The 13159-nt window shown below is 68.8% G+C and carries 11 protein-coding genes; 3 read left to right on the top strand and 8 right to left on the bottom strand.

The window, feature by feature from the left end; all coding sequences use genetic code 11:
• Positions 1-2: 2 nt before the first annotated feature.
• Positions 3-2060 carry a 3-hydroxyacyl-CoA dehydrogenase NAD-binding domain-containing protein gene (locus tag AC1RJ5_RS21660; RefSeq protein ID WP_493115661.1) on the bottom strand — a complete coding sequence of 686 codons (2058 nt, stop codon included), beginning with the start codon at positions 2058-2060 and terminating at the stop codon, positions 3-5.
• Positions 2061-2130: 70 nt separating this feature from the next.
• Here AC1RJ5_RS21660 and AC1RJ5_RS21655 point away from each other — a divergent pair, with 70 nt between their 5' ends.
• Complete coding sequence (locus AC1RJ5_RS21655) at positions 2131-2862, top strand: FadR/GntR family transcriptional regulator (RefSeq protein ID WP_342249893.1); 732 nt, start codon at positions 2131-2133, stop codon at positions 2860-2862.
• Positions 2863-3032: 170 nt separating this feature from the next.
• On the opposite strand, the gene AC1RJ5_RS21650 is transcribed toward AC1RJ5_RS21655, so the two are convergent.
• The 7 genes from AC1RJ5_RS21650 to AC1RJ5_RS21620 all read right to left on the bottom strand — a co-directional run bounded on the left by AC1RJ5_RS21650 (position 3033) and on the right by AC1RJ5_RS21620 (position 10439).
• Positions 3033-3767: an energy transducer TonB family protein gene (locus tag AC1RJ5_RS21650; RefSeq protein WP_493115836.1), complete on the bottom strand. Its 735-nt coding sequence runs from the start codon at positions 3765-3767 to the stop codon at positions 3033-3035.
• 5 nt (positions 3768-3772) lie between these two features.
• Positions 3773-4189, bottom strand: coding sequence for a YbaN family protein (locus AC1RJ5_RS21645; RefSeq protein WP_493115659.1), 417 nt, complete (start codon positions 4187-4189; stop codon positions 3773-3775).
• Positions 4182-4766: a biliverdin-producing heme oxygenase gene (locus AC1RJ5_RS21640; RefSeq protein WP_342249891.1), complete on the bottom strand. Its 585-nt coding sequence runs from the start codon at positions 4764-4766 to the stop codon at positions 4182-4184. Before AC1RJ5_RS21640 ends, AC1RJ5_RS21645 begins: the two co-directional genes overlap by 8 nt.
• Before the next feature lie 12 nt (positions 4767-4778).
• Complete coding sequence (locus AC1RJ5_RS21635; protein WP_493115656.1) at positions 4779-8330, bottom strand: TonB-dependent receptor domain-containing protein; 3552 nt, start codon at positions 8328-8330, stop codon at positions 4779-4781.
• A gap of 124 nt (positions 8331-8454) precedes the next feature.
• Positions 8455-9435 (bottom strand): FecR family protein, encoded by a 981-nt coding sequence (locus AC1RJ5_RS21630; RefSeq protein WP_493115654.1) that lies wholly within the window; start codon positions 9433-9435, stop codon positions 8455-8457.
• Positions 9436-9511: 76 nt separating this feature from the next.
• The gene (locus tag AC1RJ5_RS21625) at positions 9512-10018 is read right to left on the bottom strand and encodes an RNA polymerase sigma factor (RefSeq protein WP_269575923.1); all 507 of its coding nucleotides are present in this window, start codon (positions 10016-10018) and stop codon (positions 9512-9514) included.
• Positions 10019-10091: 73 nt separating this feature from the next.
• The gene (locus AC1RJ5_RS21620) at positions 10092-10439 is read right to left on the bottom strand and encodes a DUF2958 domain-containing protein (protein WP_269575924.1); all 348 of its coding nucleotides are present in this window, start codon (positions 10437-10439) and stop codon (positions 10092-10094) included.
• A 679-nt stretch (positions 10440-11118) separates the two neighbouring features.
• On the opposite strand from AC1RJ5_RS21620, the gene AC1RJ5_RS21615 reads away from it, so the two are divergent.
• Positions 11119-11862 (top strand): response regulator transcription factor, encoded by a 744-nt coding sequence (locus tag AC1RJ5_RS21615; protein ID WP_269575925.1) that lies wholly within the window; start codon positions 11119-11121, stop codon positions 11860-11862.
• On the top strand, positions 11859-13157 hold the full coding sequence (locus tag AC1RJ5_RS21610; protein ID WP_493115651.1) for a FecR family protein: 1299 nt from the start codon (positions 11859-11861) through the stop codon (positions 13155-13157). The genes AC1RJ5_RS21615 and AC1RJ5_RS21610 overlap by 4 nt, the downstream gene beginning before the upstream one ends.
• Positions 13158-13159 lie beyond the last annotated feature (2 nt).

Genomic DNA, 13159 nt, shown 5'->3' with positions numbered 1-13159 from the left:
TTTCAGAGAGTGGCCGCATCGAGCGACGCGAAGGTGCGCCCCGAAGCCGCGAGTTCGACAAGCAGAGGCGCCGGCGCCCAGGCCCAGCCCTGCGGACCGGCGGCGAATTGTTCGATGCGTTCCAGCACTCGGGGCAAGCCGATCCGGTCGGCGAGATACATCGGCCCGCCGCGCTCGCCGGGGAAGCCATAGCCGTCGAGATAGACGACATCGATATCGACCGCGCGCCAGGCTATCCTCTCGCCGAGGATTTTCGCGCCTTCATTGACCAGGGCATAGATGCAGCGCTCGACGATCTCTTCGTCGCCGATCTCGCGCCGCTCGATGCCCAGCCGCGCGGATTCAGCAAGGATCAGCGCGTCGATCTCCGGGTCTGGCTCGGCGGTGCGTCCATCCGGATAGCGATAGAAGCCCGCCCCGGTCTTCTGCCCGAACCGCCCGAGTTCACAGACCAGATCGGGGATCTTCGAATAGGGCCGGTCGGGCTGGTCCACCGCGCGGCGCTTGCGGATGCTCCAGCCGATATCCTGCCCGGCTAGGTCCATCACCGCGACCGGCCCCATCGCCATGCCCCAGCGCTTGAGCGCACCGTCCAGCTGGCCCGGCAGCGCACCTTCCTCGAGCAGGTACCAGGCCTGGCGGAGATATTCCTCGAACATCCGGTTGCCGACGAACCCGTCGCAAACGCCGACCGCCACCGGGCTCTTGCCGATAGCCTTGCCGAACGCCATTGCCGTCGCCAGCGTCTCGGGCGCGGTTTTCGCGCCGCGCACCACTTCCAGCAGCTTCATCACATTGGCGGGCGAGAAGAAGTGCAGCCCCACCACCCGCTCCGGCGTGGCCGTGAAGCCGGCGATTGCATCGAGGTCGAGCGTCGAGGTGTTGCTCGCAAGGATCGCGTCCGTCCGGGCAACCCGCTCCATGCCCTCGAACACCTGGCGCTTCACCTCCATGTCCTCGAACACCGCCTCGATCAGCAGGTCGGCACCGGCAGCCGCGTCGATCTCCGATGCGGCGGTGAGGGCAGCCAGACGGGCATCGGCGACATCCGCCCCGATCCGCCCCTTCTCGACCTCGCGCAGGATGGCTTTGGCGATCGTTGCGCGCGCCCTGTCGAGCGCCTCGGCACGCGGCTCGACCAGCACTATCTTCAGCCCCGCATTGAGCAGTGCCAACGCGATGCCGGTGCCCATCAACCCGCCGCCGATCACCGCGACCTGCCCGATCTTCCCCGGTTTCGCCTCACCCAGCCCGGGCACGCGCGCGGCAATCCGGCGGCCAAAGAAGGCGTGCCGCAATCCGCGTGACTCCTCCGAGCCCAGCAACTCGCTGAACAGATCCGCCTCGACCCGCAGTCCGGCGACGAAATCATGCGTCCCGATCGCCGCTACGCATTCGACGATCCGCCGCTGGGCCAGCGAGCGCGGCCTGGCAGCGGCCAGTGCCTCGGCAAGGTCACCCGGTGCCGGCATCTCGCCGGTGCGGCGCACCGCCGGCACCGGCTCCGCCAGGGCGAGCGCCGCCGCCTCGGCATCTCCCGTCACCACATCATCGACCACGCCTGCCGCCTTGGCCTGGGCACCGTCGAGCACACGCCCGCTCAGCATCAGCTCGAGCCCTGCCTTCGCCCCGATCAGGCGCGGCAGCCGCTGGGTACCGCCGCCACCGGGCAGCACACCGAGCGTCACTTCGGTCAGCCCGATCCGGGCGTTTCCGGCGCTGACCCGATAGTGGCAGGCCAGCGCCAGTTCGAGCCCGCCGCCCATGCAGACGCCGTTGATCGCCGCGACCACAGGCTTGGGCGAGGCCTCGATCGCCTCGATCATCGCGCGATTGGCATCGATCTTCGACGGATCGCCATCGAACTCGGTGATCTGCGCGCCCGCACTGAAGATCTTCGGCCCGCCGCTGACGACGATCGCGGCCACTGCCGGGTCCGTCACCAGCGCGGCAAACGCCGCGGCGATCACCCCCACCCCGGCAACCGACTGGGTGTTCACCGGCGGATTGGAGAAGCGCAGCAGCGCAACCTTGTCCCGCCGTTCGACCTCGACTTGCAAAGCACCCCTCCCATTGGCAGCGTTGGGCTGCGACCTATCAAATGTTGGATTGTTGGACAAAGGGATTCTGATGGCACTTGGCAAGCTCACGATCGCGCGTGCCTATCAGGCGGTGCAGCAGGCGCTGGAGGAGGCGATCCTCAGCGGCGAACTGGCACCGGGCCAGCCGCTGCCGACCGAAACCGAACTGGCGGAGAAGTTCGGCGTGACGCGCCACACGGTGCGCGAGGGCATGCGTGCGCTCGAGCAAAGCGGCCTGGTGAAGCGCGATGCCGGGCGGCGGCTGCACGTCACGCGGCCGAAGCATGACGCGCTCGCCTCGCAAAGCTCGCGCGCGCTGATGATGCAGCAGGTCTCGTTCCGCGAGATCTGGGAAGTCGCGATGCAGCTCGAACTGCTGGCGATGGACCTGCTCGAGGGGCGGATCGACGATACACTGGTCGAGGCGCTGGAAGCCAATGCCGCGGCCATGGGCGAGGCGCTGGAGCGCGGCGAATCTATCTCGGCGCTCGACGTCGAGTTCCATGCGCTGATCGCCCAGGCCACCGGCAACCGCGTGCTGCTGATGTCCCGCGAACCGGTGTCGCTGCTTTTCTACCCCTCGCTCGACCGGCTGTTCACGCATCCGAGGACGCGCGATCGCTCGCCCTGGCGCATCCTCGAGGCGCATCGCGAGATCGTCGCCGCGCTCAGGGCGCGCGACCTGGCTACCGCCCGGCTATGGATGGAGCGGCATATGGCCGATTTCCGCCGCGGCTACGAACATGCCGGCTTGCCGCTGGATGCGCCGGTGGCGCCCTGAGCTCGCCAATCGGGTCATCTTCGTTTCGCCTGCCCCGGCACGAAGAATACGGAGCGTGCGGCCCTCGGGCAGGCGGATCGTCACCTGCCGGGCGGCTTGCCCTGGTCGGGTGCGGTGCGGTCTGACCGTCTTCGCCCTGCCCGCTCGCGCTCCTACCCGGCATCGCCCGATCAGCGGACGGTGAACTCCACGGGAACCGAGAGCTGCAGCTCGTCCGCCCGGTCCTCGGGGATCGCCGGCAGCGGCTGGGCGCGGCGGATCGTCTCCATCGCGGCGCGATCGAGCGCGGCATTGCCCGACGAACGGAGCAGCGCCGCGTCGAGCACCCGCCCTGCCCGGTTCATCCGGAAGCGCACATAGGCGACGCCCTGCTCGCGCCGCGCCCGGGCCGATGCCGGATAGCGGCGATATTTCTCGAGATGCGCGAGCAGCCGCGCCTCCCAGCTCGCCGGCGCATCGCTGGACATGCGCGGGGCCGACGGCGCGGGCGTCGATTTGGGCGCGGTCGTCTCGGGCACCGGATCGGCATTGGGCGCGGGCTCGACCGGCGGCGCCGGCGCGGTCGGCTGGGTGAGCAGGTGGGGCACGATCACCCTGGGCGGCTCGGGGCGCACGGGCTCGACCATCCTGCGCGCCTTGCGTTCCTCCTGCACCCGCCCTTCCGGCACTTCGCGAACCGGTTCGGGCGGCGCGGCGAGCGGCAGCAGCTCCACCATCATCGGTGCCGGCCGCGCCGGGATCGTCGCAGGTGTCGCCCAGCGCAGCACGGCAAGCGCGAGCATCGCCGCCGGCACGGCAAGCGCACCACCGAGCCCGATCGACCGCGTCCGCCAATCCTGCGCACGATAGCCATGCCGCTGCACCGGCAGGAGCAAAGGCGACGCGACAACATCCTCCGGGAACATCAGCTTCACGGCAGCCCCGCCGCGCTCGGCAGCGGCCGAGTGACGATCCACAGCGCACAGCCGCCCATCATCACGGCAACGGTGAGCGCCAGGGGCCAATGCGGCCGCGCGCCGAGCCAGAACAGGCCATAGCCGAGCGCGATCCCCATGCAGGCCGCCCGCTTCGCCCGCGCCGGGATCGCCCGCTCGGCCTGCCAGGCGCGGATCGGGGGGCCGAAGCGCGGGTGGGTGCGCAACCAGGCATCGAGCCGCGGCGAGGATCGGGCGAAACACCCGGCGGCGAGGATGACGAAGATCGTCGTCGGCATCAGCGGCACGACGATGCCGACACCGCCCAGGCCCAGGCAGGCGAGCCCGGCGACCAGCCAGGCCGCCCGCGTCGCGCGTCCGCCGCGCGGCGTTGCCGGTTCGGCGTCAGGCAAGGACGCTGTCGGCATGGCGCTGCACCCGGGCAAAGGCCGCCTTCGCCCCTTCGACGGCACGCGCCTCCGCTGCCTCGTCGAGCGGTATCGCGTCGAGCGCGGCGGTGAAGCTGCGCCACTGCGCGGCCGGCCCTTCCGGCGCCGGCGCCAGGTGCCGCGCGCCATGCGTATCGGACAGGCCAAGCTTCGCCGCCGCCTTGCGCAGCAGCGCCGCCCCCATGTTCGATCCTTCCGCGACATAGAGCCAGCCGAGCGCCGTGGCGGGGTCCACCTGGCCGGCCGCGAACGCCGGCGCATCGGCCTCCGCCTCGCCCAGTCCGAGATCGGCCAGGTCGGCTTCGATCAGCGGCAACCGGCGCCGGTCGGCCAGCCCGGGCAGCAGCGCGCGCATCGCGGGATCGGCGTAGAGCGCGTCGATGTCGCGGTGGAAACGCCGCTGCATCGCGACGAAGCGGACATAGCCGGGCAGGCTCTCGAACAGGCCGGCGTCCATGATCGAGCGATCGAGCCCGTCATGCACTTCCCGCGTCGCCTGCTTGAGCCGCTGCGATCGCGGCAGGTTCGTCACATCGGTCATCCACATGCTCCTTCAGAACCGGAAGTTCACGCCGAGACGGATGCTGTGCGCATCGGCATTGCTGCGCGTGCGCCGCCCGTTCACCGTGCTCGACGTGCCGGTGTAGCTGGTCATCTCGCGCAGGATCGCGCCGGTCACCGGATCGCGCAGGATGGCGTTGGTCACCGGATCGCGGAGAACCGCGCCGGCTACGGTGAAGTTCCGCCCCACGCCCGCGCGGGCATCGTCGAACCGGAAGGCGCCGCTGCCATAGCGCGCATAGCCATAGTCGCCGCGCACGGACCAGTTGTTGCCGAGCGCCCACTCGACACCGCCTCCCACGCTCCAGCCGGTCGCCAGCCGCCGGTCCTTCTCCGAGAACATCGGCGCCGAATTCTGGCTGAAACGGCGATTGGCGTTGAAATAGGACGCTGCCGCATTGTCCAGATACTGGGTGCGCGTCTGCACTTCCTGCATCAGCGCAAGACCCGCGCTGCCGAACACCAGCACCGGCCCCGTCGCATAGCCCAGCCGCGCGCGCAGCCCGCCGGTCCAGTCCGAAGCGAAATCGGTATCGGCCTGGTTTCGCATGTCCTGCGGCGTGATGATCGACGTGTTGACCAGCAGCTCGGTCGAGTTGGTGTAGAGCCGCGACCGCGCCCGGCTCAGGCCGAAATCGCCTTCGATGCCGACCACCCAGTGCCGCGCCAGCTGCCAGGTGTAGCCGCCGAGCAGCCCGATCCGGCTGCCATTGCCCTCGGCCTCGCCGACTTCGGTGGCGGGAATCCCGCCGGTCGCTCCGTTGCCGGCGGTCGAGCGGGTGCGGCGGCTTTTGACGAAGTCGTGCCCCGCCGCGAGCCCGATATAGGGGCCGGACCAGTCGCCGTCGAAAGCGGCCAGCGCCGGGCGCCCGTTCAGCGCCTCGATCGCCCGCTGGCGGGCATCGCGCGACCGGCTGCGCGCGGGGCCGCCAAAGCCGGCGGTCATCCCGATCCGGACCGTCCGCCCCGGCGAAGGCATCAGCCCCAGCGTCAGCGCGTCCATGTAATAGCGATCGGTCAGGTTATCGATCGCCACGTCGAGCCGCAGATCGTCGCTGATGTCGAAGGTGCCATAGGCGTCGAACAGGTCGTACGGCGACCAGTCGATGCTGGTCATCGAGCCGCCAAAGGTGATGATCGGCGTGTCGCGCCCGCCGACATGGCGATAGCGCCCGCCCAGGGTGAGCCGCTCGTCGAGCAGGCGGACGCCCGCGTTGACGTTCAGGCTCAGCTTGGGCGGCAAATGCGCCGGGACATAGCTGTCCGCCGTGCCCCCCTCGCGGCAGGTGTGGTTGGTCCCGCAGAACTGCTTGAAGGTGTAATAGGTGCCGCCGAAATCGGCGAAGACCACGCCGGCATCATATTGGAACGATGCCTCCACACCCTGCAGCCGCGCCTTCTCGATATTGATGATCGAGGTCATGCCCTCGCTGATGCCGCGGGTCAGGTAGTCGTCGATATCGTTGCTGAAATAGGCAAGCTTGGCCTGGAGCAGGTCGCCGGCCTTCGCCAGGTTCGCCAGTTGCAGGTTCGCGCCGACTTCGCTGTTGCGGGCATGCTCCGGCCGGATCGGGTTGCGCGGATCGGGGTAGAAGGAAAAACCCGTGGTGGATTCGAACAGGCTGGGGTTGCGGATCGCCTCGGCATAGCGGGCGTAGAATTGCAGGCCCTTCACGGGCTCGATCAGGAAGGACGCGATCGGCGCGAAGCCGGCATTGCTTTCGCGGTTATAGCCGGTGACCTCGACCTGCGGCGTGCCGGCCCAGGTATGCGTCTCGGTCAGATCCTGCGAGACGGTGTTGGTGTAGCGCAGCGCGGCGTTGAAGATCACCCAGTCGTTCGGCTTCAGCTCGCCGGCGATGAAGCCGCTGAACTCGTCGCGCCAGCCATGCCGCGGCTCGACGAACGAAGTGTAGCCCGAATTGCCCTTGTAGGTGTCCCAGCCGCGCGGAGGAGTCATGTCCTCGCGCGCATAGCTGCCGCCATAGTCTAGATCGAGCCGGCCGAGCGGCGTGTGCAGCGTCGAGCGGTTCGAGAGGTTGACGCCCCAGCGGGTCGACTGGCTCTGATAGGCCGCGTCGGTCACGCTGACATTGCCGTTGGGGAAGACGTATCGGTACAGCGTCTCGATGCTGGTGAAGCTGTCGGTCTTCCAGGCGTCGATCTTCAGGTTGATCAGGTCGGTGCTGTCCGGATCCCAGCGATAGCGCGCGGTATAGGTGTTGACCTCGGCGCGGCTGAGCGGCGCCTGCAGCGCCCCGCCGAAGCGGATGATCTGCGAGGGCATCATCTCGCCGAAATCGCTTTCGTAGCGGACATAGGACAGGTCGATCCCATGCCCGTCGCCGAAGCGCCAGGTGCCGCGCAGCAGGTAGGAGCTGTTGTCCTGCGAGGTGCTGAGCACTTCCTCGCCCAGATTGTAGCGCTGGAGGACATTGCCGAGCGTGCCGGTGCCGCCCGGCGGCACGGTGCCGTGCTCGCCGCCGAAATAGTTGCCGAGCTTGCGCCGCGCGACCGCGCCGACCAGCTCGATATCGCCGACACGCCCGGCGGCAGCGACGCTGAAGTTCCAGCCACCCAGGTCGAGCGCCCCCGGCCGGTCGAACCGCTCGGCGCTGCCCGTGCCGGTGCCCGGCGTCGCCGTCGGCGGCGGCGCGACATTGTTGCCGGACAGTCCGCCGCGGAAGCGGATGCCGAAGTCGTTACCCTCGGCGATCAGGTCCTTCGCGCCGATCGTATCGACACGCACCAGGCCGCCGGTCGCGCCGACGCCGTCGGCAGCGGCGCTCGGCCCCTTCTCGATCGTCACGCTGCCGACCAGGTCGGGATCGAGATAGGTGCGCCCCGCCACGCCGGAATAGCCGCGATAGACGGTCGATTGCTGGAGCGATCCGTCGATAACCACCGGCACGCGGTCCATCCCCTGCATGCCGCGGATGTTGACGTCGAGCGCGCCCGAATTGCGGTTGTCGCCGTTGAGCACGCCCGGCGTGCCGCTCAGGAAGTCGCCCGGCGAGGTGCCGCGGAAGCGCTCGATCCGCTCCCGGCTGAAATAGGCGGTGGACTGGGCGCCGGTGAAGGTCCGTCCCTCGCCCGCATTGCCGGCGACCGTGCCGCCCGCACCCCGGGCACCGCCACCCGCACCGTCATTCGCACCCTCGACGCGCAGCGTGCCGAGCTGGACCGTACCGGCATCGGCACGCGGCGCGGCTTCCAGGATCGCCGAGGTCGCGGCGGTGAAGCGATAGGTCAGCCCCGTCCCCTCGAGCAGCCGGCTCAGCGCGGCTGCGGCGGAGAGATTGCCCTTAACTGCGTTCACCCGGATCGCGGTGCCGTCGATCCCGCTCCAGGATACCTGCACGCCCGATTGCCGCATATAGATACGCAGCGCTTCCTCGAGCGTCGCCGCCGGAATATCGAATCCCTGCACCGCACCATTGCCGCTCTGGGCGTGCGCGACGGTCGCGCCCATGGCGAGCGCGATCACGCTCGCGCTGCGCAGGCAGCGAATGGCAACGGACATGGCGAAGTTGGAACGAAGCATGGAGCCCCCGGTTCGATGAGCGCCGCCCCGCGCGGCCCCTTCAAATGCATATGCTAATCATTATCAGTTATGCATCTGAGAGACTGGCGCCGGAGAGAAACACCCAACCCCCTTTCGGTGATTTTTATCGGATCAGCAGAATCCCGCCCGGCAGGCGGGTCATCCGCAGCCCCGCGGCGGCGGCAATCGCGGCCAGCGCATCGTCGGGACGATCGATCCGGAACACGCCGCTGACCGGCTTTGCCCGACCAAGATCGGCCATCAGTATCACCGGCGCGGCACGATAGCGGCGGATCTCGGCGATTGCGGCAGCGGCGGGCTGCCGATCGATCAGCAGCTCGCCCGCACGCCAGGCCGCAATCCGATCGGGCCGCACGTCCGCCAGCCGCGCAACAGCCCCATCGACATAATGTGCGCGCTGCCCGGCAGTCAGCGGCGTCGCCCCGCGCGCCGCGATCACCCGTACCGCGCCCTGGCTAACCGCGACATCGGCGCCCTCGCCATTGCCGGTCGAGACTTCGAAGGCGGTGCCGACATCCTCGGTGGTGCCGCCCGCCGCATCGACGCGGAACGGCCGCCGGTCGCCATGCGCGACGTTGAACCAGGCTCGCCCGCGCAGCAGCCGCACCCGGCGCTCGCCCTGGGCATACTCGACGGCAATCGCCGATCCGCTGTCGAGCATGGCGGCGGAACCGTCCGCCAGCGCGACCGAACGGATCTCGCCGGTGCCGGTCAGGTGATCAGCCCGCAGCCGGACGTTCAGCTCAGGTGCGGCGACCAGCGCGGCGAGGCAGGCCGCCATTCCCGCCCCCACCAGCCCGCGCCGCACCGGCCGCGGCAGCGCGCGCCATCCGCCTCCACTCCGGCGATCCCGCCGCGCGGTCACCGGCGACAGCTCGGGCTGGGCGAACAGGCCGCGATGCACCTCCAGTTCCTGCCAGAAGGCCCGCTCGCGCTCGAAGGCACGGGCATGCGCAGGGTCCGCCGCCAGCCACTGCCGGAGTTCCGCCAGCGCCCCGCCGCGCATCTCACCCGAGGCGAGCAGCCGCACCCATTCGCGCGCGCGCTCGGCAATCTCGCCGGACCTGTCCATCGATCCCGTCATCCGTTCGCGCAAGAGCCCCTCCGCGCATAGGACTGTCAGTCGCGCCAAACACCCAACCCCCGATACCGCGATTTCCTCATTCGCCGTCGCGCGCCCTGGCCAGCAGTTGCATCGCGCGCCGCATATGCTTCTCGACCGTGGTGGTCGAAACCCCCAGCCGCTCGGCGACCGCACGCTGCGACAGCCCTTCATAGCGATGCAGCTCGAACACCCGCCGCGTCTGCTCGGGCAGCGCCCGCGCCGCCGCCTCCACCCGGGCGAGCGTGTCGTTGGCGATCGCCACCCGCTCGGCCGCAAGCGCTTCGTCGCATCCCCAGAGCAGCGCCTGCGCCTCGACCTCGATGTCGGATCGGCGCGCCTCGCCCTTGAGGTGATCGATCGCGAGATTGGTGGCGAGGCGATAGAGATAGGCGCGTTGATTGGTGATCGGCGGATCGTCCGCGATGCGCTGCGCCCGCAGCCACAGGCTCTGCGTCACATCCTCGGCCGCCGCCGGATTGCCGACAATCCGCCCGATCAGCCGCAACAGGGACGGCCTCTCCGAAACTACGAGCCGGGATATGACGAGTGCGTTCGTCCGCATGTCGCGGCTCTAGTAAGTTTGCGAATGACTCGCAACAACCAGCGAAGATCGGTCGCTGCGGATCAGGTCCCGCTCAGGCGATGATCCGTCCCGCGGCCAGCGCCCCTTCGCCATAGGCGCGCAGCGACCGGTCCGCCTGGAAGAGCAGGTCCCGTTCGATCGCCAGGCCCAGCGGCCCGCGAAACTTGCCGAGTTCGGCAAGCGAAACCGTGCACACGCGCGGGGCGCCGGGAAGCGGATCGCACAGCCCAAAGGCCCGGTCGGGATCCCTCGGGTCGAGTTCCGTCAGGAGCCAGATGCCCCCGGTATCGGGGCAGTGCAGCTTGACGACGGGCATGGGGTCATGGGCGATACCTGCCAGGGTCTTCTCGCCATTTTCGAGGAGCGCGCCCAGGATCGCGGTGGGCAAATCAAGCGTCATATGGTTTCCGTTACTGACATGCGACGCGGTCCCCGCGCCTCGCCGCCGTTCGGATCCCGGCACTCCGCCGGTCTTCCCCAGGTAAATCAGGGCCTTGGCCCGGACAATCGGAAGCCCGCCTGCCTGACAAGATTTTACATCGGGATGGGGCGCTCCCCTGCCAGCCATGCGCCTAGCCCCGCCGGGCCGGGGGACCCGGCGGGGCAGCACGGCCCGACAATCGAGGGAGAGTCGGACCGGCCGGGACTCCGGGAGCACGTGGGGCGTGCTGTCCGGAGGGGGGCGAATATCGTCTGCACGAACGCGCGCACCCCTGAGCCACGCGTCCCGAGACGGCCCGCCAATATCCCATCCGCCTGGGCAAAGCCCGATCAAATGAGCTTCGGTTACAACAGTTTACAATCGCGCTCCGCGACGATTGCGCCAGCGCGCGGACAGGAGGGCTCGAACCGCACCTTCCCGTTACAACAGTTTACACCGGCAATGACTGTCCCCGTGGGCAGCGCTTTGCTAGCACCTCACCGTGAGGCGAGTTGGTAGCAGCCAGGAAAGCCCCGCGTCCATTCGGCGCGATCGATCTGGAGGAAACGCACGCGACACCGACATCTGGAGTTCGGGAATAAATGCTCGCTCTCAATGACAAAGGACGAGACGTACTTGCGTAACGGTTTCAGCCGCGATGGTCGCTGTTAAGCCGGGGTTCCCGGACCAGAACGGTGCGATGCACATCGCCGTGGTCGACGATGACGAGGAGATCATCGACTTCGTCAGTGCCGCGCTGACCGCAGCCGGATATGTCTGCACCCCGTTCCGGACCGGCGCCGCCCTGCTCGCCGCGCTGCGCCGCCAGACCTTCGACCTCATCCTGCTCGACTGGAACCTGCCCGACAGCCTGGGCATCGACCTGCTCCGCTCGATCCGCGGCACAGGAGCGCATTCGACCGCGATCATCATGCTGACCAGCCGCTCGGACAAGGACGACATCGCCGTCGCCCTGCAGACCGGGGCCGATGACTATGTGGTCAAGCCCGAGAGCTCGATCGTGATCGCCGCGCGCGTTGGCGCGGTGCTCCGCCGCTCGCTGCCCGATGCCGCGCAGCAGCGCGTCTCGATCTTCGGCAAATACGGCTTCGACCGGCTGACCGGCCATGTGCGCTTCGAGGGCGCCGATATCCCGCTCAGCGCCAAGGAGTTCGGGCTCGCGCTGCTGCTCTTCGAGAACATGCACCGGCCGCTGTCGCGCAGCTATCTGCTCGAGAAGATCTGGCAGAGCGCGGGCGACCTCCCTACCCGCACGCTCGACATGCACGTCTCGCGCATCCGCGCCAAACTCAACCTGACCCCCGCCAATGGCTACCGCATCGTGGCGATCTCCGGCTTCGGCTATCGCATGGAGCAGTTCGGCGCGGAGGAGTTGCAATGATCCTCGACACGCCCCCACCCGTCACGCGGCCCGCGCCGCATGCCAATGCCATCGCCTATGTCATCCGGCGCGGCGATACGGCTGACCAGCTGAGCCGCAAATATCTGGTCGAGGGACGCGACTGGCGCGCGCTGCTCAAGCTCGCCCGGGTGCAGAACCCGCGCCGCCTGCCGACGGGTCGGCAGCTCCTGATCCCGCGAAGCTGGCTGCGCTACCGGATCGAGCCCGCCCGGCTGGCCAGCTATCGCGGCAAGGTGGCGATTACCGTCAACGGGCGCGAAGCCTCCGCGGTGATCGGCGCGAGCATCGACGAGGGCATGTTCATCGCCACTGCCGCCAACAGCTTCGCCACGCTGATCCTTGCCGATCAGTCGCGGATCGTGCTGCCCTCGCAAAGCCGCGTGCGGGTCCGTGAATTGCGCCGCATCCTGCTCACGAACGCGATCGACTATCGCCTGGAGATCACCAGCGGCCGGCTGGAGACCAAGGTCCAGCCGCTGGAGGGACCGTCCGGCAGGTACCGGATCGAGACGCCGGTGAGCATGACAGCCGTGCGCGGCACCGAGTTCCGCGTGTCGTTCGCGGCGGGAACGGCGATCACCGAAGTGCTGAGCGGCCATGTGCTCGTCACCGACAGCGACGGGCAGACGCGCGCGCTGGCGCTCGATCCCGGCATCGGCGCGGCCCGCGACGGCGACGGCGCGGTGCGTACCGAGCCGCTGCTCCCTGCCCCCGCGCTCGAGGATCCGGGCGCCGTGCAGCTCGACGACAATGTCGCGTTCCGCGCCGCGCCGACGCCGGGCGCCGCGCGCTATCGACTGGTCATCGCCAGCGATGCGGGCTTCATCGACAATAATGTCGAGCAGGTCTCCGAGGATGGCCGTTTCACCTTCACCGACATTCCCAATGGCAACCAGTTCGCGCGCATCTCGGCGATCGCGCCGAGCGGTGTCGAAGGCTTTGCCCAGAGCTATGGCTTCAAGCGCCGCCTCGCCTCGCTCCATGCCTCGGTCGACACGGCGGACGATGGTTATCGCTTCCGCTGGTGGGGCTCGGGCAATGGCACTCGCCGCTATCGCTTCCAGCTGCTGAGCGACACGCCCGAGGCCCCTCCGATCGTCGATCGAGTCGGGCTCGAGCAGGACTCGCTCACGCTCCACCGGCTCACGCCCGGCGTCTATCACTGGCGCGTCGGCCTGTTGCAGATCGAGGCGGACGATACCGTCGAGACCTGGACCAATCCGGAGAAGCTGACGATCGCCGGCCCGTCCGCCAGGCGCAAGGCGGATCGCTGACC

This window comes from Sphingomonas sp. GW822-FHT03G08, from assembly GCF_058801135.1.
Note: the sequence above shows the minus strand (reverse complement) of the source record. Positions and strands in the feature narration are given on the sequence as shown.

Coding starts and splice junctions, on each gene's coding strand:
- AC1RJ5_RS21620 (WP_269575924.1), bottom strand. CDS start 10,439: ATGACGCTTGATTTGCCCACCGCGATCCTGGGCGCGCTCCTCGAAAAT.
- AC1RJ5_RS21655 (WP_342249893.1), top strand. CDS start 2,131: ATGGCACTTGGCAAGCTCACGATCGCGCGTGCCTATCAGGCGGTGCAG.
- AC1RJ5_RS21650 (WP_493115836.1), bottom strand. CDS start 3,767: ATGTTCCCGGAGGATGTTGTCGCGTCGCCTTTGCTCCTGCCGGTGCAG.
- AC1RJ5_RS21635 (WP_493115656.1), bottom strand. CDS start 8,330: ATGCTTCGTTCCAACTTCGCCATGTCCGTTGCCATTCGCTGCCTGCGC.
- AC1RJ5_RS21630 (WP_493115654.1), bottom strand. CDS start 9,435: ATGACGGGATCGATGGACAGGTCCGGCGAGATTGCCGAGCGCGCGCGC.
- AC1RJ5_RS21615 (WP_269575925.1), top strand. CDS start 11,119: ATGGTCGCTGTTAAGCCGGGGTTCCCGGACCAGAACGGTGCGATGCAC.
- AC1RJ5_RS21625 (WP_269575923.1), bottom strand. CDS start 10,018: ATGCGGACGAACGCACTCGTCATATCCCGGCTCGTAGTTTCGGAGAGG.
- AC1RJ5_RS21610 (WP_493115651.1), top strand. CDS start 11,859: ATGATCCTCGACACGCCCCCACCCGTCACGCGGCCCGCGCCGCATGCC.
- AC1RJ5_RS21640 (WP_342249891.1), bottom strand. CDS start 4,766: ATGACCGATGTGACGAACCTGCCGCGATCGCAGCGGCTCAAGCAGGCG.